The sequence below is a fragment of the Streptomyces sp. NPDC032721 genome, from assembly GCF_055579625.1.
In genome coordinates this window covers 406,755-432,049 of sequence record NZ_JBVIMX010000004.1, presented here as the reverse complement: position 1 = coordinate 432,049, position 25,295 = coordinate 406,755, and the positions used below count along the sequence as shown (strand labels likewise).

Here is a 25,295-nt window from a genome sequence, read left to right as displayed (position 1 = left end):
TCGTGGTTGCTGCGGCCGGCTCTCCCTGCATGCCTGCCGCTGTCGAGCACGGGCATGCCTTCGCGGAACGCCGCGCGGTCCGCCGGCGTGATGGGGAATCCCGCTGGACGCCGACTGCGCGCTCGAGGACCGGCGCCGGCTGGCTCCGCCGCACCGCAGACAGTGGACCGCGGTGCGGCAGGGCATACGCGAACGCCGCGCCGGACAGGGCGAGGGGCGGACCGGCTGTCAGTCCTTGATCTTGTACTCACAGGGCTTGGGTGACTTGCCCTCCTGGTTGTCGGCGACCTGCTTGCCGTCGACCTTGATCGTGCACGGGGCTGGCTTGAGCATCCCGTCCGGGCCGGTGACCGAGCCGGGCACCACCGAGACCGTGACGCCGACCTTCAGCTCGGCGCCCTCCAACTGCATGGCCTCCGTCTTGGTCCAGGGCAGCGTCACCTGGTCGAAGTGGTTGCTGTTCCCGTTCCACATGACCTGGGACGCGCCCGTACCGCCCACCTCGAAGACCACCTGGTGCGGAACACCCTTCTTCCCCGAGGCCGCACCGGTCGCCTCGCTGCTCGCGGAGGCGGCCGGTGCGGCCTGGCTCGCCTTGGCCGGGCTATCGTCCTTCTTCTCGCTGCCGCATCCGGTCACCAGGACCGCCGCCGTGAGCAGACCGGTGGCGAGTGTTGCTGTCTTGCGCATGTGCGTATTTCCCCGTTGCTGAAGATCTGTTTTGGTGCGGTAACGACCGTAGATCATGCCGCCGCGCGGGTGGCAACCGCCCGAGAGGGCGGGGCCTAGAACAGGGTCAGGGGTCCAGGTAGGGGCGGGGTGATCTGGTGTGCCCGGATGGCGTCCCGCAGGGCGGCGGGGGTGACGAGGGTGGCGTCGAACGTCTCGGTCCAGCCGTTGGGCATCTGGGCGGCAGTGAGGAAGATGCCGTGCCCGTCGGCGCGGAGCCGACGCAGGATCGTCTGCTCGACGGACAGGGCGTCGTCGCCGGTGGGCACGTGGTGCTCGTAGAACAGGGCCCATCCGAGGCGGCGGTGCTGGACGATGCGATCGTTTCGCTGGAGAGCGCCCGCGACGCCGATCTTGACGGCGCCGTGCTGCGCGTGGGTGACGACGTAGACGCGGGCGGGCGCGGCACGGTCGAAGCCGTGGCGGGCGCAGTACTTGCATCCGCGGCCGCTTCGGATCTTGGCCAGGGTGGGGGTGGAGGTGCGGCCGCAGGTGGTGCAGCGGCAGCGCCAGGGCGTCATGGTCGTGGTGTAGGGCTCCAGGGGCTCGAGGCCGGCTTCGCGCATGGAGGTGGCGGCGCGCTCGGGGTCTTCCCGTCGTGCGGCGGCGGCACGGAGGTCGGCGCAGCGCCGGCATCCGCTCTGGCCGGCGAGGATGGAGCCGAAGGTCGGTGAGGTGATGGCGCCGCAGCCATGGCACAGGCACCGCCAGGGGTGTTTGACCCCGCGGTACGGTTCCTGGGGTTCGAATCCGTGCTCGCGCATCTCGGCGACGGCCAGGTCCTCGTCGTGGCGCTGTGCCTCACCGTGGGCCCGATCAGCGCATGGCTTACAGCCCGGGGGCCGGCTCCGGCCGGTCAGGGAGCCCAGGCGCGGGGAGACGATGGCCCCGCACTTGGTGCAGCGGCACTTCCAGGGGAACGCGGTGCCGGGGTAGGGCTCCAGCGGCTCCAGGCCCGCCGTCCGCATCGCCACGGCCGCGGTCTCGGCGTCGTGGCGCATCGCCGCGTTGGCCTTGCGCCGGCCACAGGGGTAGCAGCCCCCCTGCCCCCGCCGGATGGATCCCAGCGTCGGGGTCCCGGGCGCCCCGCACGCCCGGCAGCGGACGGACCACGGCGTGTCCACTCCCGGGTACGGGGCGAGGGGCTCCAGGCCAGCGGCCCGCATGTCGGCCGCAGCAACAGCCGGGTCGACCGGCGCGTTCGGTGCGCACCACCGGCAGGGCCCGGCACCGGAGTTGATCCGAACGTAGGTGGGTGTGACCTCGCGCCCACAGGCGACGTGACGGCACCGCCACTTCCGGTCGCTACCGGGATAGGCCTCCAGGGGTTCCAGGCCGGCCGCCCGCATCACGTCGGCCGCGGTCTTCGGGTCGATCCTGGCCCGCCCGGAGCAGTACACGCAGCCGCGCTGTCCCTTGGTGACGTTGCTCAGGCGGGGGGTGACCTCCCTCCCGCAGGCCGTATGGCGGCACCGCCACGGGGCGGAGCTGCCGGGGTAGGGCTCCAGCGGCTCCAGGCCCGCGGCCTGCATGATCTCTTCGGGCTCGCGGGGGTCCTTGCGGGGTCTGCCGGTGCGCGCCATGGGTCCAACTCCCCGCTGTTGAAGGGTGAGCGGGGTCGTGCCTCGCTGTGCGGCGCAGCATAGGAGTGGCCACTGACATCGGCGCTGGGCATCGTCTTGCCGCCCTGGGGAACGGGTCCGGGGCGGTCCGGCGGCTCAGTGAGGGAGCGGCCTGCAGGTGGTGGCGTCGTTCAGGTGGGCGTAGCGGCGGGTCGGGGCCGGGTGCCGAGCCGGAGTTCGAGGCTCGCAGGCCGTCGCCGGTGCGGGAGGGGCGTGGCGGGTTCGCCGCGGTGTGAGGACCGCGGTGAGGAGTGCTGCGGCCGGCCACAGCACGACACCGGCGGCGAGGAGCGTGAGGGGCGGAAGGCCGGCATGGTGCGCGACGACCAGCACCGTGGTGGTCTGCAGGGCGCCGGCGGTCGTAACGAGGTCGCCGTGCCAGGGCGCGCGGTGGAGCATGTGCTCGATCAGGCGGCGCACGCCGATGGCGCAGGCGACCAGGGTGGGGCCGCCGAGGACGCTGATGGCGAGGGCGTGCGCCCACAGGGAGACATCGGTGACGAGGACGGTGAGTACCGCGCCGCCGGTGAGGGCCAGGAGGGTCATGAGGGCGGCCGTGGTGATCCTCAGCTGCCCGGGGTGCGGTGGCTGGGGCGGGTCAAGCAGGTACAGGACGACGAGCATCAGCCCGGCGAGCGTGCCGATGCTGGTCGTCCAGGGTGTCGGCAAGGTGGTGGTGAGCGAGAGGGCGCCGGCGATCGCGGCCGCGGTCAGGCCGGCCGCGCCCACGGTGGTGCTCCGGGCGCCCGGCTCACGGTGGAGGACGGCGGGGCAGGTTGAGGTCGGGGTGGCGACCAGGGTGGGCGGGTGCTGGTGGGCTGTCGCGGTGGGTGCGTCGGCGACGGCGACCAGCGCGGCGCGCAGCCGGGTGAGCCGCGTGCGGATGTCAGCCGTGGTCGGCCGGCGGTCGGGGTCCTTGTCGAGGAGTTCCAGGACCAGCTGCTCGAGCTCCCGGGGAACACCGGGGCGCAGGGCGGAGAGCGGGGCCGGCGCGTCGTTCAGGTGCTGGTTGACGACCTGCCAGCCCGTGCCGGTGAAGGGGGCGTGGCCGGTGAGCAGCTCGTGGAGAAGGCATCCGAGCGAGTAGAGGTCGCTGGGTGCGCTCAGGGTGGTGTCGCCGCGGGCCTGCTCGGGCGACATGTAAGTGGGGGTGCCGATGGCCACGCCGGTCATGGTCAGGGTGTGGTGGGTGGCCTCGGTCAGGCGCGCGATGCCGAAGTCGCACAGCTTCGCGGCGCGGCCGGAGCCCTGGTCAAGGAGGATGTTGGACGGCTTGAGGTCCCGGTGCACGATGCCGCGCGCGTGGGCGGCCTCCAGAGCCTGGCTGATCTGGATCGCCCACGTCAGCACCTCGGTGACGGGGAGCGGCCGGCCGGTGAGTGTGTTCAGCGGCCGGCCGTCGACGAGGTCCATGGCCAGGAAGAGGATCCGGCGGCCGTCGAGGTCGGCGGCTCCGTGGTGCCGGACGGCGACGACGTTCGGGTGGGACAGGCGCGCAGCGACCTGTGCCTCCCGGCGGAAGGCCGCTTCCCGGACTGGGTCGCCCTCCCCCACTGGGATGATCTTGAGGGCGATGTCGTGGTTCTCGTGGGAGTCCTCGGCTCGCCACACGGTGCCCATGCCTCCGTTGCCGATCGGCTCCTTCAGCCGGTACCGGCCGGCGACCGTCGTGCCGCGCATCAGATCCTCCATCACTGCATATGCGAGCGCTGGGGCCGGTCGGCCGCAGCGCACCATGGGCGGGGCGCGCCCGACGGTGCGGCGGAGCATACGAAAACGCCTGGCCGGGGCCCGGTGGCCCTGGGCTGCGGCCAATGTTTCGGGGGACGTTTCCGCAGTTCAGCCCGACTATGCCGTTGCGCTGGGCTGTGACTGCCGATGCATTTGGCCAGTTGAGCGTGCGGAACACGTCAACGGCGCTATGGGCGCGCGCAGGAGTGAGAGAGCTGCGGTGGCGGCGAGCCGAACCTGCCAGTAGTCGGGGTCTCGGAACTATGGAGTAGATCAGCGAACTACGAGAGGTTTCCGTATGCCGTTCGAAGCACGAGTGCTCCTCGTCATGATTGCATCTCCCAGCGACACGGCCGAGGAGCGGGAGATGATTGAATCCGCCATCCGCCATTGGAACAGCGATCACTCCTACGAAAAGCAGACCGTCCTACTCCCACTTCGCTGGGAACTCGACAGCCGGGCACGAATGGCAACTGGCGGCGCTCAATCCGTAATCAACTCGGACTTGACAGACAGGGCCGATATTGTCATTTCCGTTTTCCGGAGTCGCTTGGGCCAGCCCACACAGGGGGCCGCCTCAGGGACTGCGGAGGAGATTCAACGAGGCATTGATCGAGATATCCCAACCCATGTGTACTTCTCCACCATGCCGCACTCTGCAGAAGTAGACACCAACCAGCTTGAATCTCTGCGGAACTTCAAGCTGAGCATGCAGCAGCAAGGACTCCTCGGAGAGTACTCATCTCTCGAAGATCTGAAGATTAAAGTGATGTCAAATCTGAATGGCGACGTCAGGGAGCTCGAGGCACGCGTAGAGCCGAAGACCTCGGAAGCGGGAACCATGCCCGTGATCAGAGTAAGAAGGGAGATGGTCAAAGCAGGACAGGATAGACTAGTCGTTGAAAACATTGGCACTGCAACCGCCGATGAGGTCAACTCAAAAATTATCCCCGGAGGGAATGGTCGAGGTCCCGAAATCATGGGCACCCTTACCGCAGATCACCTTGATCCGGGTGACACAATCGATGCCATGATGGTAATTGCGATGGGCGTTGCACCAACGGCAGTGGTGGTGACCACCTTCAAGTTCCAAGGCAACTCTTACATGAAGAGAACGCATCTAAATATGTTCTAAGATGCCGCGAATTCTGCAACGCGCCGGTCGGCTTGAGGTCTTCGCTGATCACGACGTGCTGGAATCTGTGGCTCCCACCGTCGATCTCGGCAGCGGCCAATCACACCTCGTCATCCATTACCGACGCTCGCGTGACCGATTAGACCAATCAATGGCCACCGATTCGCTCAGTCACAGGGGCTGGGCGCGCATGTGCATGGTGGGGCGTGAGGCGCCCGGTGGGCGGTCTCGCCGGTGTGCCGGTAGCAGGCCTATCGGGAGCGGCGGCGGGCCGCAGCGGCATTGCGGGCCCGGATCGCTCTGCTGCAGATCTCGCGGGAGAGCCGGGCCCGTGCGAGGCACTCAAGCTGATGGTGGCCGACGCGGTCGAGCATGAAGGGCCGCGGCTGGGCTGCACGGCACCGCGGCCGCGGACTTCCGTCACCTGACCAGCGAGCTCGTGCGGTGCGCGGTGATCACGGATCAGGGACTGAGTGCCACCTGGGGGGTGGTGCGAGGCCGCCCCCGGGCTGGAGTGGCTGCGGGCGCCGTACGGGGAGCTGGCGCGGCGGGAGCCGGGGCAGTGGATCGCCGGGTTCGAGGAGTTCGCTGAGCTGGTGCGCGGCTGGGCCGAGGTGATCGGCCTGCCGATCTAGGTCGTGATGGTGCCGTGGCGAGGGAATGCACGCTCGGGCTGGGCACCTACCTGGTGCGCGAGCGGCCCGGGCCGGTTCGAGGCGGATGCTGCCGGGCGCCGCGCTGTGATCGCGCCGGAGGTGAGCATGCTCGACGGCGTTCGGATCTCCACCGGCGGCCAGGGCCTGGCTGGTAGGCCGTGCGCTGGCGACCGCCTCCATCGAAGTGCGCTGCAACCGCGTTTCCCCGGACCACGTCGTCCCGCTGGAGTGAGGCAGAGCGCGGGAGCGGTGCGGGGTTCTGGGATATGGCGAAGGGCCCGGACGGATCCGGGCCCTTCGGTCAGTAGCGGGGACAGGATTTGAACCTGCGACCTCTGGGTTATGAGCCCAGCGAGCTACCGAGCTGCTCCACCCCGCGTCGGTGATGCCACTCTACACAGTGGGGGCCGCGGGGCGTCGCGCGCATTTTCTCCGGGGTCAGGCGCGGACGATGTTCTCGGCCTGGGGGCCCTTCTGGCCCTGGGTCACGTCGAAGGTGACCTGCTCGCCCTCGTGAAGCTCGCGGTAGCCGTTGCCGGAGATGTTGGAGTAGTGCGCGAAGACGTCCGGTCCGCCGCCGTCCTGCTGGATGAAGCCGAAGCCCTTCTCGGCGTTGAACCACTTCACGGTGCCGCTGGCCATGCGTTTGTCCTTCGAAATCGCCGGGGGCTTCCCGGTGGGGTCTGTGGGCGGTGCTCTGCGCCTCGAAGGCGCCCGGCGTCGTCCTACCCCACGGACGCGAGGCCTATCCGCTTTCGCGTCGGTGAGTCGGGCCATGGGCCCGTCGGGGACGACGGCGCGGGACTACTGGCCCTTGGCCGCTTCCTTGAGCTTGGAGCCGGCGGAGACCTTCACGCTGTAGCCAGCGGCGATCTCGATCGGGGCGCCCGTCTGGGGATTGCGGGCGGTGCGAGCCGCGCGGTGAGTGCGCTCGAAGGTCAGGAAGCCGGGGATGGTGACCTTCTCGTCGCCCTTGGCGACGACCTCACCGACGATCTCGGCGAGAGCGGCCAGCACGGCGTCGGCGTCCTTGCGGGTCACCTCGGCGCGCTCGGCGAGGGCGGCGATCAGCTCACTGCGGTTCATGGGCGGTGCTCCGTGATGTTCGGGGTGCCGCGGCCGCTGCGCGGACACGACGCTTGCAGCGCCATCCTGCCACCGGGGTCGGACAACGCTGCGCCCGGTGCCGACGGCGGGTCGCGCCGAGGCCGGCTCGCGCGCCGCAGGAGACCTACTCGCGTGGGAGACCGTGGGCGAGTGGGCGTCCGAGATCGACGAGCGCGTTCTGCGGGAAGCCATCGCGGAGCAGGGGCAGCAGGCGGTCGTAATCCTGGAGGATCCCTCCGCCGTCGAAGGGCCAGAGCTGGGGGTCGGCGACCGCGATGCCGACGTAGGCCCGGCCTGGTTCGTCGTCCCAGGTCGGATCGAGCACGGTTCCGTCCGGCCGGACCGTCCAGGCGTGAGGCAGGTAGAAGTCGAGCCCGGGGTGGGTGAGGGCGAACCCCTCGGCGTACAGCAGCCCTTCGTCCTGGTGCTCGTAGGCGTACTGGGCGGAGTTGCTGTAGCAGAGCCGGTCGGGCATGCCGATCAGGCCTTCGGGGTGGGGTGCGGGGGCGTGGCGGCGGCCCAGGGCCAGCAGGAGGTGGTACTGGCTCTGGTGACTCCAGTCCGCGGGGATCTCGTAGCCGCTGCGTTCGAAGAGTTCGGCGTGCTGGCGGAGGTAGCGGATGAGGCCGTCCTCGGCTGCGATGACGGATGCGTCCGGGGAGGTGTCGTCCGCCCGGGTGCGGTAGTTCTCCGGTGAGTTGAGCACGGGGTGGGTGCGTACCTTTCGTGTCCGGAAGCTGTGTGGGCGGGCGCGGGGCCTGTCTGGCGCGGGCCTGTGTTCAGGTGCCGGAGGTGACCGTGACGGTGAGCTCGGCGGGCGGTTGCGGGTGGCGGGTGATGCCGGCCTCGGTGACGGCCTGGAGGTGTTCCGGGGGCAGTTCGTCCCAGCGCCTTCGCAGGTTCTTGAGCCACTGGCCGACCTTGTATTCATCGCCGTCGAGGGTGACGGTGTCGCGCTGGCGGATGTTCAGGTGGCCTTCACGGTCGCGGAAGGCGGCGACGGCCGCCAGACCCTGCTCGAGCTGCCGCTGCTGGCGGGCGGCCCGCCCGGTGAGCTGCGGCGGTTCGTCCTCGGCGGGTTCGATCAGGGTGACGCCCAGCTCGCGCACGAGCCGGAGCTGCTCGGGGTGGAGGGTGTTGTAGTCGGTGCTCTGGGCTCGGACCCATTCGCCGAGGGGTTCGTCGTCGTCGGTGATGAAGTCGGTGGGGAGGTCGTCGAGGGTGATGCTCGCGTCGGCGTAGGCGCGGGCGGTGTAGTAGAGGCGCTGCCAGGTGATCGACCAGGCGGGGTTCCAGTACGGGTCGATCTCGGCGAGCGCGAGGTCGGTGGAGTCGGGTTCGAGTCCGTTCTCCGCCCGGGTACGGGCGGCAGCTCGACGGTTGGTGAGCCAGCGGCCGAAGGCGTAGTCGCCGATCATCTCGTCGCTGGGGGCGGCGAGGTGTCCGTGGCGGGCGGCCCAGTTGCGGGCGTGGAGGAGGCCGCGTTCGGCGGCCTGGGTCTGCAGGTTCCAGATGATGCCGAGGTGTTCGAGAGCCTTGATCTGGGCGGGCTTGAGGGTGCCGGCCGCGTACGCCTTGCGCATGCGGTTGATCCAGCGGCCCAGCGCGAAGCCGTTCTCGTCGTCGTAGAGCCGGGGGACGTCAAGGTGCCCGTGGGCCTCGTGGTAGGCGGTGGCGGCTTCCAGGCCGCGGCGGAAGGACGCTTCGCGGGGGTGGAGGACGCGCAGCCGGAACGCCTGAGCGATGGTGTCGGCGGGGAAGGGCCGGTCGAAGACCACATCCACGGGCACGCCCGTCTCCTCGTCCTCGTCGTCCGGGACCGGGTGGGCGGGCTGCTGCGGGACGGCGAGCCGGTCGGCGATGCGGTCGTCGTGTGCGCGAAGGGCCTGGAGGACCCGCCAGAGCGGCCGGTACAGGTTGGAGCCCATCAGGTCGTCGGCGTCTTCGCCGGGGGCGACGTAGACGGGAACGATGAGGGTGGCCTTCTTGCCCTGGCCGGGCTTTTGGCGCAGCGCCCGGCCGACGGCCTGGACCGTGTCGACGATCGACTCCTTGGGGTCCGCGAAGACCACGGTGTCGATGCTAGGGATGTTGACGCCCTCGCCGAGAAGGCGGGCGTTCGCGATCAGGGTGCGGTGGGCGGGCTCGAGGAACTCGCCGGGGCGGCCGTCGAACCGGTCGAGGAGCTCGCGGCGCCAGGCGGGATCCTGGGTGCCGTCGAGCCCGGCCGCCCAGAGCTCGCCCGGGTCGGGGCAGCTGGTGCCGGTCTCGTCGAGTGCGTAGAGGCGTGCCGCGGTCTCGTGGAGGGTGCCGGCGAAGGCGTGGGCGTCGGCAACACGGTGGTGGAAGGAGACGACGCGGCGCAGGTCGAGTTCGGCCATCGCGCGCAGGACGGCGATCTGGAGGGCGGCCTGGCGCAGTTCGGCTTCGGTGGCCTTGTCGGAGATCCCGAGCCGGGTGCGGATGGTCGCCTCGTGGACTTCCATGACGACGACGCGGTAGTCGGCGAGGAGGTCTATGTCGATGGCCTCGGCGAGCGGGAGACGGAAACAGGTGTCGCCGTACAGGTCGGGGTTGTCCATGGATGCGACGAGGGAGTCGTCCTCGTCGTCGCCGGGCTCGCCGGCCGACCAGATCCTCGGGGTGGCGGTGAAGTAGGCCCGCTTGTGTGCGGGGATGAGCTCGTCGTCGTGGACGGCGGCCCAGCGTTTTCCCAGGTCGCCGCTGGTGCGGTGGGCTTCGTCGATGGCGATCAGCGACCAGGCGGGGAGGGCGAAGCGGTGGTGGGCGTCCTGGACGCGGTGCAGGGAGTGGTAGAGACCGAAGACGGTCAGGCCGACCGGGTTTTGGCGGACGGTGGCGGCCAGGGTGGCCGGGTCGGTGGTGAACGAGACCGGCTCGCCCCTGGTGTTGGGGCGCTTGGAGCACAGGGCGAGGACCGGGCCGGTCATGCCGGCGGTGCGCCAGTCGTCGATGCTCTGGGCGAGGAGTTCCAGGGTGGGCAGCAGCACCAGCCGGGTGCCCTGGGGGGCGACACGAGCGGCGAGGCGGGCGGCGACGTAGGTCTTGCCGGTGCCGCAGGCCATCACGACGGAGGTCCGGGCGGTGTGGCGCAGCGCTGTGTGCGCGGCGTGTACGGCCTTGGACTGGTGTGGGCGCAGCTTGATCTTGGGCGGCGGGTTGGTGATGGTGGCGGTCACGGGGTGGCCGGTCCTCTCAGCCGGGGGTGGTCGGCGGTCAGGTGATGCTGAAGCGGATGTGGTCGATGCCGGTCAGCTCGACCTTCTGGAGGGAGGTGGCGCGCGCGCCGCCGTCGGTGAAGTAGTCGGCCCTGAGTCCGTCGGCGACGATCTGGGCGAGGTGTTCCTCGGAGGCGCCGGCCGCTTTGGCTTCGAAGAGGGCGGCGGCGGTGGCGGCGTCCAAGCGGCGGCTGAGGCGGCGGTAGCGGGGGTCGTTGGTGGTGCCCTTGGGGCTCTTGAAGCCGAACTTGCCGCGGACGTCGACCTTGATGCCACCGGTGGTGATGGCGGCCTTGAGCTTGTTCGCCTTGACGATCGGCTGCCAGAGTTTCTTGACCTCTGCTTCGATGACGGCGGCGGTGTCCGGCTTCGTGCTCTTGATCTTGTCGTCGCGGTAGCGCTCCACGGTGCGCTGCGACTTGCCGATCTTCTCAGCAACCGCGCGGGCAGCCTCAGCACGGCTGACACCCTTCTCCTGCTTGAGCAGGAAACGGATCCGCGCGCCGAGGGTCTTGGGGATCGGCTGGGTGTAGGCAGTCTCGGCGGCCTCTTCCAGGCGGTCTTCGATCAGTCCCACGTCAGTCAGCTTCCTTGGGTTCAGGCCACGCGGACGAGCGAGTCGTCCTTGATCTCGTTGGCGATGTTCACTCCGTCGGCGAGCAGGTCCAGGGCCCAGTCGATGGTCTGGGAGCCCTGGTGCTTGACGGAGCCGGGGTTGACGCCGAGGCGGAAGCCGCCTCGGATCGGCTCGCCGTCGGGGCCGAGGAGGAGGGGCAGCGGCGACAGGCTGTCGACGGCGTAGACGACGCAGTCGGTGTTGACCGCGAGGGGGTAACGGCCTGCTGTGTCGGCGAGGTTGTTCATCTTGCGGTGCATGTTGGTCCGCGCCTTCGACAAGATCATGGCACGGATGTCGGGCCGCCATGTCGGGCGCCTCAGGGCCGGCCAGGGGTCGCCGAAGACGTGGTCGACACCCATGTTCGGGCGCTGGCGCAGCTTGCCGATGCCCGACTTGGCGGTGGCCTTGACCGCGTTGGCCAGGGTCACCAGCCGCGGATCGCCGTCCTTGTAGCTGGCCATCGCCGCGAGGAAGGCGTCGTCGTCGAGGTCCTTGGTGACGCCGAGGTCGGCCATCACGGTCAGGTAGGCGTCGCGCAGCGTCTCGTACCACGGCTGGAGGTAGGGGCTGTGGGTCTCCCGGACCCAGGCCTCCATCGGGCGGACCTCGGCGCCGAGCTCGACGGCGTAGGCAACCGTGGGCGTGGCGTACCAGGCGGGGCCTTCGGGGCGCTCGCCGCTGGAGGTGAACGGGTTGGGCAGGCGCGGGTCGGTCTCGATGTGGGACAGGTCCACGAACCATGAGCCGGGCAGCTCCGGGTCGAAGTCCGGGTTGCGGGGGTAGTGGATCGCCGGGCCGGTGCCGACGTGGAGTCGGCGGCACGCCGCCAGGAACGCCACCTGCACGTCCAGCGCAACGACGTGGGTGCACGCCCGCTCGGCGTCGGTGATCAGGTCGGCGGGGCGGACCCAGATGCACGCTTCCTCGTCGAGGGCCTCGCTGGCGGGCCGGGAGCCTTCCTCCGGGTAGTCGGCGGCGACGACCGGGTGTTCGTCGGGGGCCTCGCACGGGGCGGGGTCTACGACGGTGTGAAGGGTATGGGGCACCTTCGCCGAGATGTACTTGCCCTCCTCCTCGCTCCATTCGGCCTTGGTGGGCGGGCGCAGCGCGGTCATGAGTTCCTCGCCGGTGACGGCGACGGTGCCGCGGGGGGTGAGGACAAGGCGGGCGTAGGTGCCGAGCATGCGGGCGAGGTCGGCTGCGGGCAGCTCGCCGGCCTGGCCCCAGACACGGTTCTCCAGGGCCCCCCAGGGGGTGAGGAAAAGCTGAACGCAGTGACGTTTGCCGTCGATGCGCTTGAAGACCCGCGGCCAGGGCCCGAAGCCCGACTTGGTGAGCTCCCAGCCCGCCTTGACGAGGTTCTTGACGGCCTTGTGGTCGGCCGGCAGACGGAGGTCTTCCTGGTCCGCGAGGTCGATGGGCAGGCCGAAGTGGGCGACCGCGCCCTCGGTGAGGACGATCAGCGGGTCCTGGTCGAAGCCGTTGTCGTGCACCTTGGCCGCGCCCAGGCGGATCTTGCGCTTGTCCAGCGCCCAGGCGGCCAGGGCCTGGAGGGTCTTGGCCGGGCACGGCACGGTGCGGCCGTCGACGAGGTGCGCGGTCAGGGCACCGTCGGTGATGTCGAGGACAGCCAGCGGGCCGTCGGCGTACTCCGGTGGCACCGGCTTCGCGGCCGTCTTCTTCACGGTCGTGCGGCTGGTGCGACGGGAGGCCGGCCCGGAGGCGGCGCCCGGGCGGCGCAGCGCGGCAGGACGGGCGGACGGCGCGGTGGCGGCCGGGCGCACAGACGCCGGCTGGGCGACCAGCGCCGGAGCCGCAGGCGCGGGCACGGCCGGGGCGGGCGTGGTCTGCGCCACCGGCGGGGCGGCGGGTGCGGCCGCCGGGGCGGCCGGTGCGTCCGGGGCGGTGGGGCGGCTACCGCAGCGGGGCACGCCCATGGTGGCCATGGCCTGGAGGTACACGTGGCGAGGCTGGCCACCTACGAGGCACGTCGTCGGCTGCCCGCAGCGGACACAGGGTTGGGTGACCCCTTCGAGCAGGTCGACCCAGGAACCGGGCGCGTCGTACTCGTCTTCGGCGGCCGCGGTGGAGGCCAGGGGGTGCGCGGTGTCCTGCCAGTAGAGCTCGGGAGGGTCCTCGATGTCGAAATCGAGCTCGAGCGGCGTCGCCGCCAAGACCGTCTCGGACGACGGCGACGGCGTCGGCTCGGGGGCGGGCGCGGGCTGCGGGGTTGCCGAACCGTCCCCTTCACCGGTGCGGCGGGCGAGTTGGTCGGCGAAGTACGCCAGGATCCGGGCGTACCGCTGGCCCTTCTCGCCGCGGGGTGTGCGAGGCGGGTCCGATTCCCAGGTCCACACCGTCTCTCGCCGCACGTGGTTGGCGTTGCCCATCTGTGTCACGGTCCAGCCGAACTCCTCGCGGAGCCTGACCCGTTCCTTGGGGGCCGGTAGTGGCGGCACCGGGGTGTCGTAACGGAGTTTGGCTAGAACAGCCGCTACCGCCGGGTCGTCGTCCGCCATCTCAACCTCACCGTCCAATCAGAATCTAACGCGAATCTAACGTACCCCATCGACACCGCGCAAGTGTCTTAATGGGTTTTCGTTATGCTACCCGCTCGTTGCCTATCGGGTTTTCATGATGTAACTTTGCTGCTCGTCGGCCAGGCCGTCCCGATGGACGGCCGCCTTGTCCTCCCCGGGCCCGTGTACGCCGAACTCGCCGTTCTCCTGGGCCCGCCAGCAGCTTCCTCCCCCACCACGACATCTGAGGAGTGCAACAACCATGCCCTACCGCTTCCTTGAGCCAGGGGATCCCGGCGCACCCGGATCTCGGATCGTCGTGGAGGCCGGCGACATCCTGATGCGCCGCAGCCTCACCGATCACGCACCCGCGGCCCAGGTGCACGTGATCGACGCCGCCAAGGCGCTGGAGGACTTCCGCCTCGGCCACGGCGCTGCGCTGCTGGAGCGCGCTGAGGTCCTCCTCGACCTGGCGATCGCGACGTTCCAGGCGCGCACCGGCGAACACGACGAGGCCGCCTGGCAGGCCGCCGTGGTCTACATGGTGGAGTTGTGGGCGACGCGGTACAGCGCGACCCGCCTGTCCGCGTTCGACCCGGCTCCGCCCCCGCCGTCCCGGTTCACCCCGGCGCATCCGCTGCGGCTGGAGACGGTCAGCCGCGAGGCCCACGACCAGATCCTCGACGCCGGCCGGTCCCTTGAGCGGAAGACGCGTGGCGTGGACCTGATGGACGTCGTGCGCGCGCAGCACGGCATGCACAAAGCCGCCCAGCTGCTCCATGACCAGTTCGCCGGGCTGTCCGTGCCGCTGTGGGTGCTCATCGCACGGTTCTGCGCCGAGATCCAGGCGCAGAACCTCCGCACTCTGCGGGCTTCCGCCCCCGGGGCCCCTGCCTGAGGCTCCCCTCCTACGCTCGTTCCCGGGCGCGCCCGCCGCCCGGCACCATACCTTCGCCCTCGTTGAGGAGTTTCCCCATGACCAGCAGCGTCTCCCCCACCTCTTCCGCCGTCGGCCTCGTCCGGGTTGGGCAGCTGTGGCAGGACATGGCCCCCGACATGGTCGACCGTGAGCGGATTCTGCGCGTGGTCGCGCTGACCGAGACGCACGCCGAGTGCGTTGTCGAGCGGGACAAGCAGGGCACGGCCGGCCGCAAGGCCCGGCCGATGGCCCTCAGGCGCTTCGCGACGAGCGCGTTCAAGCTGATCGAGGACGTCGTCGACGACGCCGAACAGGCTCTCTACACGCGCTTCCTGGCTGCGATGACGGAGGTGCAGGGCACCAGCCCGTCGCCCGTGGAGTACGCGATGGCTGCGCTGCGCGTGCACCAGGAGCTCACCGCAGAGGCGGCGCAGACCCAGGGCTGACCGGCCTCTCCCTTCCGCACACCCGCTACGGCCCGCGCGCTTTCTCGCAAGCGCCCGGGCCGGCGGCTCGCGGCTTCGGGGCGCCGCTCGCCCCACCCACACCGGAAGAAAGCTGCGTGGAATGCAGAGCGACGAGTACTACGAGACCATGCGCCAGGAGATGCTCGCTTCTGGCCTGTACACCCCGGACGACGTGAACATGCTCGTGCGGGCCTACCGCAGTCGCGATGAGGACTTTTCCGCCAAGGAAGCCGAGGTGGGCCGCCCTCCCCTCATTCACCAGATGAGGCGCACGAACACCACCAGCATCACCGACTGCTGCAAGCGGAGCCTCGACGAACCGGAGCTCAAGTACGACTACGTCACGCACCTGGTCGCGAAGGTGACGTGTGAGGGTCGGCGCGGACGGGCCGTCCCGTCCACCTGACCGGTGCGCACCGGGCGGTCCTCTTCCGTGTATCCGGCTCCGGTGTGGCTCTGAAGCGACGGGCCGGGGCCGGCTCCCGCAGCGGAATCCGGTGGAAGGCACACGTCCTGGTGAACCAGCTGGAGACGGCAGTGACCGAACTGCTGCCCGATCGGTAGAGGTGTGCGTGTGCAGCACGTGCGTTCATGCTGCTGGTCTTCGAATCGCTGGGAGTAGCCCGTGACCACCACCGCCTCTTCGTCCTCGCCGTCCGCGGTACGCCTCGGTGGCTGCCTGTGCGGGGCCGTCCGCTTCGAGGTGCCCGACCTCCCTGACGCACCCCACCTGTGCAGTTGCCGGCACTGCCAGAAACTGAGCGGCGGACCGGTGATGTCGTGGGTCTCCTTCCCCCTGGAGGGTCTGATCTGGACCGGCGCCGAGCCCGTCTGGTTCTACACGTACCCGCAGGAGACCCGGCGCGGACGTTGCCCCGACTGCGCGAGCCAGCTGTGCGCCCTGGACGACGGTGCCGCCAGCATCGCGTTCACCTTCAGCGCCCTGGACAACGCCTCGGACCTGGTCCCCGCGTTCCAGAGCTTCGCCCGTGACGCGGTGCCGTGGCTCCGGCCGGTCGACGACACCCGGCCTCCGGCCGCCGCGGTCAGCTGATGGCGCCGACCGGACGCCCGACCGGGGTCACGCAGGGATGGTCGATGCCGTCGCGACTGCGTGGGCGTACGCCATCTCGATGAGCTCGCGCTGTCCCGGTGCCTGCTCGGTCAGCTCGCGGATCCGCTGGGTGTGGAGGCGGGGGTAGCGGACGGCTGTGCTGAGCGTGCCGTGGCGGGTGATCCACCCCGGGCTCGGCGACGCGCCCTCATGGAGCGGGAGAAGCCCGAACTCCCAGCCGATCAACTCCTCGTCCGCGTCGCTGCGGACCTCCGCCCAGGCTACGGTGATCGTCCTGGCGGGACTGGCGCCGGCCACCTTCTCCCTGGCCGCGGCGGCGGTCAGCAGCGCTGTCTGCGGCTGCAGGGCGCGGGGCTCCGCGTTCACCGTGCGCTCATCGGCGATGTCATCGGCCAGGGCGGCGCGCAGGACCGTCTCGGCGTCCTCCAGGGAGTCCTCCGGTCGGATGTGGCGGGAGCGGTAGGCGGTGACCCATCCGTACCCGCCGGCCATGCCCTTTCCGACCCGCGCGAGGTAGCCGAGCAGATGCCCGTGGTCGGTGACCGGATGGAGGACGGCCGTACGGTCTGGCTCGTCGAGGACGGCGCGCGCCTGGTCCTCGTCGAGGTGCGGAACCGGGGTCCTGCCGGCGGCCGCGGCGGCGCGTTCCCGGGCGGCGACCTGGTGGGCGTCGCACAGCGCTCGGTGCGGATTGGACATGTAGTCGTGTCCGAGGTGATCCACAGTCCTGCCGTCGGCCGTCACCCAGGCCGTGGGGGCGTCGAGTGGTCCTGTGCGGAAGAGGTATCCGATCGTCTCGCCGTCCTGCTTGACGCGACGGAAGCCGACAGCGGCCGGCCAGACGCGGCGTGCGGCACTCTTCGCTGCCGCGCTCACCTCACGATGTGCCTCGTACGCGGCGCGGACCGCCTGCTGCGCGGGCGCGGGGTCGTAGACGGGGAAGGGCCACTTCGCCGCGTTCCAGTCAGCGATCTCCTGCTCGGTGATGTCCATCGGGGAGACTTCCGCGTCCACGGTCACCCAGTGCGCGCGGTGGAGGTACTTCCATGTCCATCCCGCGAGCTCGCCCGAGTCGGTCCGCACCGGCTCGTAGGTGAAATGGCGAGCCCGGTCCCCGAAGACGTCGCGGACCGTGTCCTCGATGGCGCGCAGGGCGGCCCGGTCGAAGTCGGACTCGCGTGCCCCGTCGAGGAACTGAGCGCCCAGGACGTCGAGCTGTACCGCCGGCGCCCAGCGCGGCGAGGCCGGCGGGCGCAGGGCCGGCACAAGGTCGGCGACCCAGCCCTCGCGGCCGAGCATGTGAACGGTGACCAGACCCTCCTCCTCCCACTGGCGGGCGAGGTTGAGCAGCCGCCGACCGGTGGCACCGCGGCGGACGGAGCCCCGAAAGCCGCCCCGGGACAGCCCGTTCCACAGCCTGACGTGGAGGGGAGTTGGCAAAGGCGGACGGATGATGTCGGTCAGCGCGGCGGGCCGGGTGGCGGTCATGGGAGTTCTCTTTCTGCGGGAGAAGCGGTTGGAGGGTGCTCAGGCGGCGGGCCGGCGGCGGAGCAGCTGATCGGCAAGACGGTGGACGTCTCCGAGGTACGCCTCGGCCGCCGTGGGATGCCTCACCGGGTCTTCGCCGGCCCGGAGGACGGGGATGTTGAGGGCCGCGAGCAGTAGGGGGCTGCCTGCCGGAGCGAGGCTACGCAGCAGGCCCTGCGGGCCGCCGGAACGTGCGTCCGCACGGCCTCGGTTGAGCCGCAGATCCAGCTCGGTGAAGGGCGGCCGGCGGCTGGCGCCGACGAAGTGCGCGAGCCAGGTGGCCTGGTCCTGTCCGGGCCTCGGCTCGTAGTCGGGCACGGGGCAGCTGTGAAGGAACTCGCCCAGCTCTTGCAGATGGTGTCGGGCGAGGGCAGCGGTGTGTACGAGCTGGTCGCGGATGCTTCGGGTGTCCGGCTCGGACAGCCAGAGGGCGACGCCGGTGGCGGTGTCGGCGAGGACCAGGCGGGCGTGCGGCGAAGCGGCGTTCAGTGGGATGGTGAGGGTGCGCAAGGTGGGCTGCTCCAGGAGGCGGCGGGAGCCCTGGGCGGGCATGACGACCGGCCCGCACCGGAGCGGGCCGCATCCCCGCGCACGCGGGAAGAATCCCGCCAGGACCGGTTCTCCTGGCCTTGCCATGCTATCCACACGAGCCCACCCGTCCCCGGGGTTGTCCGAAACCGGGTGGCTACCCCACAGATGGGCAGTGCCCTTTGGCCGGACAGCGCATCGTCCGGGCCCGGCTGAGGAGAGAATGGCGGCCATGTCACTCTCCCTGGCCCGCTGTGTGGAAGCGGTTGCCCGCCTGCTGGTTGCCTGCGGCCCCCTGGAACCGGTGCGCCTGTGCATCAGCGACGGGAGCGTGCAGGCGGAGGTGTGCGCGAGCGGGCCGGCCGCCTCGGTGAGCATGGCGCGGCTGTCAGCGGCGACGGGCAGCGTGACGGCCGGCCGGGCGGATGACCGTGACGATGATGTGATCACGGCGGATCTGGAGGACGACGTGGTCCTGGTCGCCGCCGTGGACAAGCCTGTGCGCGGCGCTGTGCCCGGGCTCCGCGCGACATCGACGGGAGCGGCGGCCGGGCTGCTGCGGACGCTGGGCTCGTGGACGGCCTCCCTTGACCAGGAGCTGCTGCCGGAGGCCCAGTTGTGGGTGGAGGACCACGGCCAGGACTTCACCGTCCGGCTGCTGGCAACAGCCGCCCGCGATGACGACCTGGAGAGCGTTGCCGCCGCCGCCGGCTCGGGGCTGGAACGGGTCCGGACATGGCGCACCGACAGCGGGCTGGACGGTCAGGGAAGCCTCCCGTGCGGCCGGACCGTGTACCTCGCCATCGTCTGCTTCCCCTGACCTGAGGGCCGGGCTGCTGTCACCGCACAGTGCGGGCGCGGGCCCGGGCCGCTTCAGGCGAGGGGCGAATCCCAGACGGGCTGCGCGAGGGGGCCGTCGAGAAGCCCTCGGAGCACCGGGGCGGCCCTACTTCCCCTGAAACCAGCGAGGTTCACCCCTCCTCGATGTTGCGTATCGAGCTTTCAAAATGTATCGTTGTTCTTGTTGGGGCCCCGCCCCTCTTCCACTTCACAGCCCCCTCGGAGCCACAGCGTGGCTCCCTCGCGCCGCCACCCGGAGCACCGATGACCCCCGCCCTCGTGACCGAACTGGCGACGGCAGTCCGCGCCACCCTCGCGCCGTTCGTCGCCGACCCGACCGCCGGCACCCTGTGCGACCTGAGCCTGGCCATGACCCGGATGAGCGCCTACGCCGACTCCGGGAACTCCACCGGCCGCGATCGCGAGATCCCCGGCTACTGGATCGACAGCAGCGCCGCGTGCGACCACGTCCACGAGCACATCCAGAACATGAACAGCACCTTCGCCACTGGTACGGCTCCCACAGAGTTGGACGTCCGCACCGTCAAGTACGCCGTCCTCGCAGCCACCGCGCTCTTCGACGACGCGGCCCGCCGCGACGCCCCGCCCCAGACCGACGCCCACGACCCACACGGCGCCTCCCCCGAGAACGGCTTCAGCGTCTTCGACATCGCCCACGCCGCTGCTCACCTCCTCGGGAGCGGCTGGCAGGCGGCGGCCGGCCTTCACAACACCCGAGGCGTCATCCAGCACTCCGACGGCACGGCCTACCTCCTGACCGTCGGCGACGTCGGCGACACGGAACCGGAGCTGTACGTGGAGAACGGCGACACCCGGCACGTCCTGTGGAACACCGACGGTGAGGACCCGGCCACGCTCGCGCGACTCGTCGCCGACACGATCCGCGACCTCGCCCTGGCCTGACCCCCGCCTCCCGCACACAGTCCGCCGACCGCGAGCCGCCCCGCGCGAGCCCAGACCGCCACCTCCCCAGAGCAGAGAGCCACCCGTATGAACAGCATCCTCAGCCACCCCGCGCTCGCGACGGCGCTCACCGACCTCCTCGGCCACGACTGGGAGTTCGCGCAGGTCTACCCCTCACCGGCCACCGCGTCGATCCGCCACTGCGACGGCAAGCACCCCGACTTCCTCATCACCGAGGACGATCACGGGCACCTGACCATCAGGACCGGCGCCTCGGAGCCGCTGGCCGTCCTCCAGCTCACCAGCGCAGACCAGGACGCCGACCGCGTCGCCTCCGAAGTCGAGGACGTGATCCACCACTCCCTCCAAGCGGTACCGGACTCGCTGAACAACCAGCTGCCGTTCGAGACCCTGCTCGCTATCTACGACAAGGCCAGCCGTTTCCTGAACGAGCACAACGAGCAGGTGCTCCCCCGGCATGTGGAACGAACCATCCGGGCGGCCCTCGACGAGCAGACCCTCACCGACCACGGCGCGCCCGTATCCGCCGTCCTCGACACCACCGAGCAGGACGACGGCTACGTCTGGCTCGCCGACGAGACAAGGGTCGTGCTGGCCGACGGCACCCAGCAGACGGTCTCCCTCGGCAGGGAGGGACGGTGCCGGAGCTTCCTCGTCGACCACGCCCTGGAACACGAGGTCGGCGACGACAACGTCCTCACCGTGACGTTCAACCCGCCCAGCCTCCGCATCGACTGACCCCACCGTCCGCACCCCAAGACAACGACCACTCCCAGGAAGGACACCACCGCCATGGCCACGCCGACCTCCAGCAACCTGACCGCCGTCACGCGCAGCACCGTCACGATCGCCGTCACCGAAACCACCGTGCACACAGTGACACCGAAGATGTGGGAGGCCCTGGCCAAACTCGAAGCCCAACCGCTCGACTCCACCGCGATGGCGTGGCGCGTCGGCACCTGGGGCCGCACCAGCGCGCTCTGTTCCCGGCTCGTTCGGGCGGGCCTGGCCGAGTACCAGACGAACACCTGCCTGATCACCGAGCAAGGCCGCGCCGCCCTCTCCCAGCGGCCGGCAGGACGCCGGCCGACCGCCCCCTGACACACCGCCCCCGCCCATCCCCTTCCCGAGGCCGCGCCCCGCCAGGCACGGCCCCGGCCGGACCCAAGGCCCCCATGAACCCCTACGACGTAGCCAGCAGCCTCTACGAAGCCCTCCTCACCGAAGCCGAACAATGGGCCTGCGACGACACCGAGGACCAGGAACTGCTCGACGCCCTCGACCGCGCCCCCACCCCGCACGACAAACTCGCGCTGCTGCAAACCTCCAGCCTCGTCCCCTCCCACCTGACCTCGGCCATCACCGACGCTCTCCTGGCCCTCGACCCGGCCACCTACTCCCCGGACCCCGCACCGACCACACCGGAAGCCCCCATGACCGACCCCGAACTCCACCGCATCCGCGACGCCTCGATCACCGTGGTCAACGCTTCCCCCGAGGACAACACCCCCAGCGACGTCTACGAGATCCAAGTCCACGGCATCAGCGTCCTCATCCGCCGCCGCGCCCAATGGGGGGCCCACACCGACGTCCCGTACGTCCACATCGAAGACCAGAACGACGGCCCCGGCCTGCTCCTCGTCGAAGTGAACAACCATGGAGAGCACGAACACCCACGCGCCTGGACCGACGGAGCCACGACGTGAACTCCGGACACGGCTACGCCGCCGTCCCCGACGCCGGCTGCGCGGCCCTCTTCTGCACCGGTGCCGCCTGGAACCAAGCCATCGACTCCGACCGCCAGGAGGTACCCGGACTCGACGTCCTCCTGGCCGTGCAAAGCCCTACCCCCCCCAGCCCGCCGGTCGCGTCAAGCCCGGCACCCTGGACATCCGGGGCAGGCGAGGCCGCCTCTGGTTTCGCTTCACCGACACCACTCCCCAGCGGGACTGTCCAGAGCGTCAGCGCGCCACAATTCACAAGTTCACACACTTTCACGCACGCACCCCGGCACGCGCACGTCGGTGTCTGCCTCCACCTTTATCCCTCAACGCCCGGCTGGACAGGCTCCATCCGTCATTTTCGACGAGCCGAACCCCAGCCCCACCGACCACCCTCTTGCCTAATTTCACTAATTCACATACTTTCACGCACGCATACCCACATACCCTCTGGCTGTCCCCTTCCCCCCGATGCGCCCACGCTTCTTTCATCCCACTCGCTCTCACTGTCGGTCTTTCGTGAGCGCGCACCTATGACACGTGACGCGCGCTCCATCCCCCTCGGTATCGCGCACTAAAACAGCTCCACTGATGCTCCTATGCCTACATCTCGGCGCACCCTCCTAGTCACTTGCCGCGTTCATCTCTCACTCGCCTCTCTCTTTCTCTTCGCACGTGCAGCGATCAGTGCGGTGCTACTGACGACGCTCGCCACTTACTCCGATGCACACTTCTCTGCGTCGGTGTCTACATAGACACACGCCTGCTTAGAGACGATTGCACTTTCAGACGGCTTTGCTTTCACTTCCCCCCGCGAACTTACTGTCGCCCGTATACACCCCCTGGCTTCGCTTCGGACTCCCGCGCTGGCACTGTGTCGAACGTGCAAAATGCCTCACGTCCCTAGCCCTTTACCTATCTGCGGCCACTAGCGCCGACAGCCGGACATTCGTCGGCTAATTCAGACGGCCTCACACAGCACACCACTTCCACGGCCACGCCGTTGCCTGCTCACGGGCGTTGTCGCGCCGGGCCATACCGACTTGCTCTGGCACTCCGGTCCTCACCCAAGAACGCAAGGGCTCAGTGACTTCCAGCGCCTCGTGCAGGTTGGCCTCACCCAATACGCCTCACCAGGCATGCACCCTGCCGGCGGCAACTGCCTGCGTGCCGCAGCCCCGTAGGGCAAATGCACGCCCTCACCGAAGACAGGTCACCACTCAGCGCGAGCTTCCACCCACTGTCACCACTGGGCAGCCAACCATCCCCGAGCACGATCGCCCACGCGGAAAGCCTCAGCACCTCACCCCTGGGCGCGCGCCACGCAGCACCCGGTGGCCTTCCTCTCACGGCTCGGGAGCGCGAAGCGCGACCAAAGTCGCAAACCCGACTGTCGGGGGCTGCATTGCATGTGGGGGCGGGTCTGACAGGCCCGGCTGGCCCCGGCCAGCGACACCCGACACGCTGAAAAACACCAGGTTCCACACGGAGCGCACCACTACTGCTGTTAACCTTTGGGCCGTCAGCGTGAATCTGTCAGTCCCACCCCCATCGACGTCGGCAGGAAGCGAACAGCTAGGGCGAGGCATCTGGGGGACGGGAGGAAGGCACCCATGAAGGTCATCGTCCTCGCCAGCCAGAAGGGCGGCGTGGGTAAAACCACAACGTCCGCCAACATCGGTTCGAGTCTTGCCAGCGGGGGAGCCCGCGTCGGCATGGTCGACCTTGAGCTCCAGGGTCAGCTCGGTGTTTCCTTGGGCGCGTTCGCGCGCAAGCCTCAGGACATCGGAAGCGCTCTGCTCGACTACATCGACGCAGTCGACGCAGACGATCTTGCAAGCATGACGTCCCTGAGTAGCCGCATGGTCGACAGGAGCGTCCTGCTCAAGGAGTTCGAGAACCCCGGCACGCTCAGCGTCATCGGCTCGGTGATGAACGTGACCGACCGCGCTCGCACCGAGATCGCGAAGCGCGGCTGGGAGGCGGTGTCAAGCCTTCGGCATCTCCTCCTCACTCTGCAGGATGACTTCGACTTCATCATCGTCGATACCCCGCCCTCCGCCGACGCCTTGGCCTCCGTGGCCCTCGCTGCCGGCGACTACGTGATCGCCGTCTGCAACCCGCGGCTCGCAACCGCGGACGGAGCTCGCGTAGTTCGAAACAACGTGGTGAAGGTCCCGGAGCGCACCGGCGGCGCTTGCCGCCCTGTCTTCCTGGGAACGGTGATCAACGAGGCCCAGCCTCCGTCGAAGCGCACCGAGGAAGCAGACGCCGTCGAAGCCTTCCTCCACAAGCACGAACTGGCACCCTTCAAGAAGGAGATCAGGACGAGCCCGCAGATCTCCGCTTCGTACGGCATCAGTCGCCCTATCGTCATTGATGAGCCCAGCTACGCTGCTAGCGGCTGGTTTGAAGACCTCACGGTCGAGATCATCGACAGGATCCGGGGTCTGTCATGACTGCATCACCGGAGGAATCAACGCGGGGCATTGAGGAGTCGCCAAAGCCGCGGCGGAAGGGGCGAGGCAAGTCACGCTCCTTCGACTTCAGCGCCATCGAGCACGTCGGGAACGACGCCACTGAGGGTGGCTTCCTCGGAGACGACGCTGCTGAGTCGGAGCGACGAGGGGCAGCAACGGCGGTCGTAGTGCCTCCCAGCCTCTCGCTCGACGACGACTTGCCCGGGTTGAGCGATGGCGACGACGCCGCTGGCCGTCCCGCATCGTCCGCGCTGGCATCGGTCACACCTGACGCCTCGTCCGTCGTGCCCTCGCCGGCCGCGCCCCGTGAGAACGAAGCCGTACTCCAGGCCGAGCCCGAGCTCGAAGCCGGGCCCGAGGCCGGGCCCGAAGCCGAGGCCGAGGCCGGGCCCGAAGCCGAGGCCGAGGCCGAGCCCGAAGCCGAAGCCGAGGCCGAGGCCGAGCCCGAAGCCGAGCCCGAAGCCGAGGCCGAGGCCGAGCCCGAAGCCGAGCCCGAAGCCGAGGCCGAGCCCGAAGCCGAGCCCGAAGCCGAGGCCGAGCCCGAAGCCGAGCCCGAAGCCGAGGCCGAGCCCGAAGCCGAGCCCGAAGCCGAGGCCGAGCCCGAAGCCGAGCCCGAGCCCGAAGCCCATCCCGAAGCCGAAGCCCAGCCCGAAGCCCATCCCGAAGCCGAAGCCGAGGCCGAGCCCGAAGCCCAGCCCGAAGCCCTCGAGGCACGCCCTGCGCACGAACCTGCGCAGGAGTCCGCAGCGCCTACCGGCGCGCAAGCTGTACTGGTGCCGTCGGTTGGGGGTCGCCGCCGGAATGATGGTCCCGGATTCACCGCAGCCTCGGCTGAGCCGGCCCTGAGGCCCCGCAGTCGCAAGAAGGCTGCCGACGCAAAGCCTCCAATGCAGGCCGCTGTACTCGCTTCATTCATAAGGCACAGGACGGCACGCGACTGGCCCACTTGGTCTGGTCGCATCGAGGGGGAGACGAAGGCACGGCTCCTCAACAAGGCCGATGATGACGCCCTGTCTTCCGGGCGAAACCTCATGCCTGGGCATTACCTCGACGCCGCGCTGAAGCTGGTACAGGAGAAGACTCCTGAGGAGCTCGCGGCCATGGCCAACGAGTGGCTCATCGAGAGGTGGTCCGGCGAGCACCCGCCCGGGGTGAGCATCCAAGCTGGTGTGTCACCGGAGATGTACACGTTCCTCAAGGGGCTCAAGCGTCATCTGCGAGGACAGCGCGGTGCCGGAAGCGGAGGCCTCATCCTCGACGTCGTCTCGGCTGCGGTGGATCGATTCCTCGATGATGCTGATGGGGAAGGGCCCTTCCCTCCTCCTCGTTAGACGCCATTGAGCAGTGGTGGGGGGGGGGGGGGGGGGGGGGGGGAAACACACCCCCCCCCCCCCTCCCCCCCCCCCCCCCCCCCCCCCCCCCCCCCCCCCCCCCAC

At 69.7% G+C, this 25,295-nt stretch carries 25 protein-coding genes and 1 tRNA gene; 13 read left to right on the top strand and 13 right to left on the bottom strand.

Annotated features, from left to right (window positions below):
* Window positions 1–228: 228 nt before the first annotated feature.
* The 3 genes from ACZ5PB_RS12305 to ACZ5PB_RS12295 form a co-directional block, all read right to left on the bottom strand.
* Complete coding sequence (locus ACZ5PB_RS12305; RefSeq protein ID WP_468690252.1) at window positions 229–690, bottom strand: hypothetical protein; 462 nt, start codon at window positions 688–690, stop codon at window positions 229–231.
* A gap of 95 nt (window positions 691–785) precedes the next feature.
* Complete coding sequence (locus tag ACZ5PB_RS12300; RefSeq protein WP_468690250.1) at window positions 786–2,312, bottom strand: hypothetical protein; 1,527 nt, start codon at window positions 2,310–2,312, stop codon at window positions 786–788.
* A gap of 135 nt (window positions 2,313–2,447) precedes the next feature.
* On the bottom strand, window positions 2,448–4,031 hold the full coding sequence (locus tag ACZ5PB_RS12295; RefSeq protein WP_468690248.1) for a serine/threonine-protein kinase: 1,584 nt from the start codon (window positions 4,029–4,031) through the stop codon (window positions 2,448–2,450).
* 349 nt (window positions 4,032–4,380) lie between these two features.
* Here ACZ5PB_RS12295 and ACZ5PB_RS12290 point away from each other — a divergent pair, with 349 nt between their 5' ends.
* Window positions 4,381–5,217 carry a hypothetical protein gene (locus ACZ5PB_RS12290; RefSeq protein ID WP_468690247.1) on the top strand — a complete coding sequence of 279 codons (837 nt, stop codon included), beginning with the start codon at window positions 4,381–4,383 and terminating at the stop codon, window positions 5,215–5,217.
* Window positions 5,218–5,690: 473 nt separating this feature from the next.
* Window positions 5,691–5,852, top strand: a complete 162-nt coding sequence (locus tag ACZ5PB_RS12285; RefSeq protein ID WP_468690245.1) for a hypothetical protein — start codon at window positions 5,691–5,693, stop codon at window positions 5,850–5,852.
* A gap of 326 nt (window positions 5,853–6,178) precedes the next feature.
* Here ACZ5PB_RS12285 and ACZ5PB_RS12280 read toward each other — a convergent pair.
* The 7 genes from ACZ5PB_RS12280 to tap all read right to left on the bottom strand — a co-directional run bounded on the left by ACZ5PB_RS12280 (window position 6,179) and on the right by tap (window position 13,357).
* Window positions 6,179–6,252: transfer RNA gene (locus tag ACZ5PB_RS12280), tRNA-Met, on the bottom strand.
* A 59-nt stretch (window positions 6,253–6,311) separates the two neighbouring features.
* Window positions 6,312–6,515, bottom strand: a complete 204-nt coding sequence (locus ACZ5PB_RS12275) for a cold-shock protein (RefSeq protein WP_398001034.1) — start codon at window positions 6,513–6,515, stop codon at window positions 6,312–6,314.
* 162 nt (window positions 6,516–6,677) lie between these two features.
* Entirely contained in the window at window positions 6,678–6,959 is a 282-nt protein-coding gene (locus ACZ5PB_RS12270) for an HU family DNA-binding protein (RefSeq protein WP_468690242.1), read from the bottom strand.
* Between the two features lie 145 nt (window positions 6,960–7,104).
* Complete coding sequence (locus tag ACZ5PB_RS12265; RefSeq protein WP_468690241.1) at window positions 7,105–7,686, bottom strand: hypothetical protein; 582 nt, start codon at window positions 7,684–7,686, stop codon at window positions 7,105–7,107.
* Window positions 7,687–7,759: 73 nt separating this feature from the next.
* A complete protein-coding gene (locus ACZ5PB_RS12260) occupies window positions 7,760–10,180 on the bottom strand; it encodes a helicase associated domain-containing protein (RefSeq protein ID WP_468690240.1) in 2,421 nt (806 codons plus the stop codon).
* Between the two features lie 37 nt (window positions 10,181–10,217).
* Window positions 10,218–10,796: a telomere-protecting terminal protein Tpg gene (gene tpg, locus ACZ5PB_RS12255; protein WP_468690237.1), complete on the bottom strand. Its 579-nt coding sequence runs from the start codon at window positions 10,794–10,796 to the stop codon at window positions 10,218–10,220.
* Window positions 10,797–10,816: 20 nt separating this feature from the next.
* Window positions 10,817–13,357, bottom strand: coding sequence for a telomere-associated protein Tap (gene tap, locus ACZ5PB_RS12250; RefSeq protein ID WP_468690235.1), 2,541 nt, complete (start codon window positions 13,355–13,357; stop codon window positions 10,817–10,819).
* Window positions 13,358–13,619: 262 nt separating this feature from the next.
* Here tap and ACZ5PB_RS12245 point away from each other — a divergent pair, with 262 nt between their 5' ends.
* From ACZ5PB_RS12245 to ACZ5PB_RS12230, 4 genes are all read left to right on the top strand, one after another.
* The gene (locus tag ACZ5PB_RS12245; RefSeq protein WP_468690234.1) at window positions 13,620–14,255 is read left to right on the top strand and encodes a hypothetical protein; all 636 of its coding nucleotides are present in this window, start codon (window positions 13,620–13,622) and stop codon (window positions 14,253–14,255) included.
* A 77-nt stretch (window positions 14,256–14,332) separates the two neighbouring features.
* A complete protein-coding gene (locus ACZ5PB_RS12240; RefSeq protein ID WP_358476284.1) occupies window positions 14,333–14,722 on the top strand; it encodes a DUF6354 family protein in 390 nt (129 codons plus the stop codon).
* Window positions 14,723–14,843: 121 nt separating this feature from the next.
* Window positions 14,844–15,149: a hypothetical protein gene (locus ACZ5PB_RS12235; protein ID WP_468690232.1), complete on the top strand. Its 306-nt coding sequence runs from the start codon at window positions 14,844–14,846 to the stop codon at window positions 15,147–15,149.
* Between the two features lie 219 nt (window positions 15,150–15,368).
* Window positions 15,369–15,797 carry a GFA family protein gene (locus ACZ5PB_RS12230; protein ID WP_468690230.1) on the top strand — a complete coding sequence of 143 codons (429 nt, stop codon included), beginning with the start codon at window positions 15,369–15,371 and terminating at the stop codon, window positions 15,795–15,797.
* Window positions 15,798–15,824: 27 nt separating this feature from the next.
* Here ACZ5PB_RS12230 and ACZ5PB_RS12225 read toward each other — a convergent pair whose 3' ends face one another.
* Window positions 15,825–17,306: a hypothetical protein gene (locus ACZ5PB_RS12225; RefSeq protein ID WP_468690229.1), complete on the bottom strand. Its 1,482-nt coding sequence runs from the start codon at window positions 17,304–17,306 to the stop codon at window positions 15,825–15,827.
* Window positions 17,307–17,345: 39 nt separating this feature from the next.
* Window positions 17,346–17,981 (bottom strand): hypothetical protein, encoded by a 636-nt coding sequence (locus tag ACZ5PB_RS12220; RefSeq protein ID WP_468690228.1) that lies wholly within the window; start codon window positions 17,979–17,981, stop codon window positions 17,346–17,348.
* A 124-nt stretch (window positions 17,982–18,105) separates the two neighbouring features.
* Here ACZ5PB_RS12220 and ACZ5PB_RS12215 point away from each other — a divergent pair, with 124 nt between their 5' ends.
* The 6 genes from ACZ5PB_RS12215 to ACZ5PB_RS12190 all read left to right on the top strand — a co-directional run bounded on the left by ACZ5PB_RS12215 (window position 18,106) and on the right by ACZ5PB_RS12190 (window position 23,838).
* Entirely contained in the window at window positions 18,106–18,693 is a 588-nt protein-coding gene (locus tag ACZ5PB_RS12215) for a hypothetical protein (RefSeq protein WP_358476278.1), read from the top strand.
* A 284-nt stretch (window positions 18,694–18,977) separates the two neighbouring features.
* On the top strand, window positions 18,978–19,637 hold the full coding sequence (locus tag ACZ5PB_RS12210) for a hypothetical protein (protein ID WP_468690225.1): 660 nt from the start codon (window positions 18,978–18,980) through the stop codon (window positions 19,635–19,637).
* Window positions 19,638–19,724: 87 nt separating this feature from the next.
* Window positions 19,725–20,396, top strand: coding sequence for a hypothetical protein (locus ACZ5PB_RS12205; protein ID WP_468690223.1), 672 nt, complete (start codon window positions 19,725–19,727; stop codon window positions 20,394–20,396).
* Between the two features lie 54 nt (window positions 20,397–20,450).
* Window positions 20,451–20,759 carry a hypothetical protein gene (locus tag ACZ5PB_RS12200; protein WP_468690221.1) on the top strand — a complete coding sequence of 103 codons (309 nt, stop codon included), beginning with the start codon at window positions 20,451–20,453 and terminating at the stop codon, window positions 20,757–20,759.
* Window positions 20,760–20,833: 74 nt separating this feature from the next.
* Window positions 20,834–21,364, top strand: a complete 531-nt coding sequence (locus tag ACZ5PB_RS12195) for a hypothetical protein (RefSeq protein ID WP_468690220.1) — start codon at window positions 20,834–20,836, stop codon at window positions 21,362–21,364.
* Between the two features lie 1,628 nt (window positions 21,365–22,992).
* Complete coding sequence (locus tag ACZ5PB_RS12190; RefSeq protein WP_468690218.1) at window positions 22,993–23,838, top strand: ParA family protein; 846 nt, start codon at window positions 22,993–22,995, stop codon at window positions 23,836–23,838.
* Window positions 23,839–23,909: 71 nt separating this feature from the next.
* Here the strand turns inward: ACZ5PB_RS12190 and ACZ5PB_RS12185 are convergent, their stop codons facing one another.
* Window positions 23,910–24,623 carry a hypothetical protein gene (locus tag ACZ5PB_RS12185; protein WP_468690216.1) on the bottom strand — a complete coding sequence of 238 codons (714 nt, stop codon included), beginning with the start codon at window positions 24,621–24,623 and terminating at the stop codon, window positions 23,910–23,912.
* A gap of 123 nt (window positions 24,624–24,746) precedes the next feature.
* On the opposite strand from ACZ5PB_RS12185, the gene ACZ5PB_RS12180 reads away from it, so the two are divergent.
* On the top strand, window positions 24,747–25,190 hold the full coding sequence (locus ACZ5PB_RS12180) for a hypothetical protein (RefSeq protein ID WP_468690215.1): 444 nt from the start codon (window positions 24,747–24,749) through the stop codon (window positions 25,188–25,190).
* Window positions 25,191–25,295 lie beyond the last annotated feature (105 nt).

Bases quoted from the DNA above. Each gene is read 5' to 3' on its own strand.
- ACZ5PB_RS12240 (WP_358476284.1), top strand. From the start codon at position 14,333: ATGACCAGCAGCGTCTCCCCCACCTCTTCCGCCGTCGGCCTCGTCCGG.
- ACZ5PB_RS12205 (WP_468690223.1), top strand. From the start codon at position 19,725: ATGAACAGCATCCTCAGCCACCCCGCGCTCGCGACGGCGCTCACCGAC.
- ACZ5PB_RS12290 (WP_468690247.1), top strand. From the start codon at position 4,381: ATGCCGTTCGAAGCACGAGTGCTCCTCGTCATGATTGCATCTCCCAGC.
- ACZ5PB_RS12225 (WP_468690229.1), bottom strand. From the start codon at position 17,306: ATGACCGCCACCCGGCCCGCCGCGCTGACCGACATCATCCGTCCGCCT.
- ACZ5PB_RS12215 (WP_358476278.1), top strand. From the start codon at position 18,106: ATGTCACTCTCCCTGGCCCGCTGTGTGGAAGCGGTTGCCCGCCTGCTG.
- ACZ5PB_RS12200 (WP_468690221.1), top strand. From the start codon at position 20,451: ATGGCCACGCCGACCTCCAGCAACCTGACCGCCGTCACGCGCAGCACC.
- ACZ5PB_RS12270 (WP_468690242.1), bottom strand. From the start codon at position 6,959: ATGAACCGCAGTGAGCTGATCGCCGCCCTCGCCGAGCGCGCCGAGGTG.
- ACZ5PB_RS12305 (WP_468690252.1), bottom strand. From the start codon at position 690: ATGCGCAAGACAGCAACACTCGCCACCGGTCTGCTCACGGCGGCGGTC.
- ACZ5PB_RS12275 (WP_398001034.1), bottom strand. From the start codon at position 6,515: ATGGCCAGCGGCACCGTGAAGTGGTTCAACGCCGAGAAGGGCTTCGGC.
- ACZ5PB_RS12220 (WP_468690228.1), bottom strand. From the start codon at position 17,981: ATGGCAAGGCCAGGAGAACCGGTCCTGGCGGGATTCTTCCCGCGTGCG.
- ACZ5PB_RS12245 (WP_468690234.1), top strand. From the start codon at position 13,620: ATGCCCTACCGCTTCCTTGAGCCAGGGGATCCCGGCGCACCCGGATCT.
- ACZ5PB_RS12295 (WP_468690248.1), bottom strand. From the start codon at position 4,031: ATGCGCGGCACGACGGTCGCCGGCCGGTACCGGCTGAAGGAGCCGATC.
- ACZ5PB_RS12190 (WP_468690218.1), top strand. From the start codon at position 22,993: ATGAAGGTCATCGTCCTCGCCAGCCAGAAGGGCGGCGTGGGTAAAACC.
- ACZ5PB_RS12300 (WP_468690250.1), bottom strand. From the start codon at position 2,312: ATGGCGCGCACCGGCAGACCCCGCAAGGACCCCCGCGAGCCCGAAGAG.
- ACZ5PB_RS12180 (WP_468690215.1), top strand. From the start codon at position 24,747: ATGCAGGCCGCTGTACTCGCTTCATTCATAAGGCACAGGACGGCACGC.
- ACZ5PB_RS12210 (WP_468690225.1), top strand. From the start codon at position 18,978: ATGACCCCCGCCCTCGTGACCGAACTGGCGACGGCAGTCCGCGCCACC.
- ACZ5PB_RS12235 (WP_468690232.1), top strand. From the start codon at position 14,844: ATGCAGAGCGACGAGTACTACGAGACCATGCGCCAGGAGATGCTCGCT.
- tap (WP_468690235.1), bottom strand. From the start codon at position 13,357: ATGGCGGACGACGACCCGGCGGTAGCGGCTGTTCTAGCCAAACTCCGT.
- ACZ5PB_RS12195 (WP_468690220.1), top strand. From the start codon at position 20,834: ATGAACCCCTACGACGTAGCCAGCAGCCTCTACGAAGCCCTCCTCACC.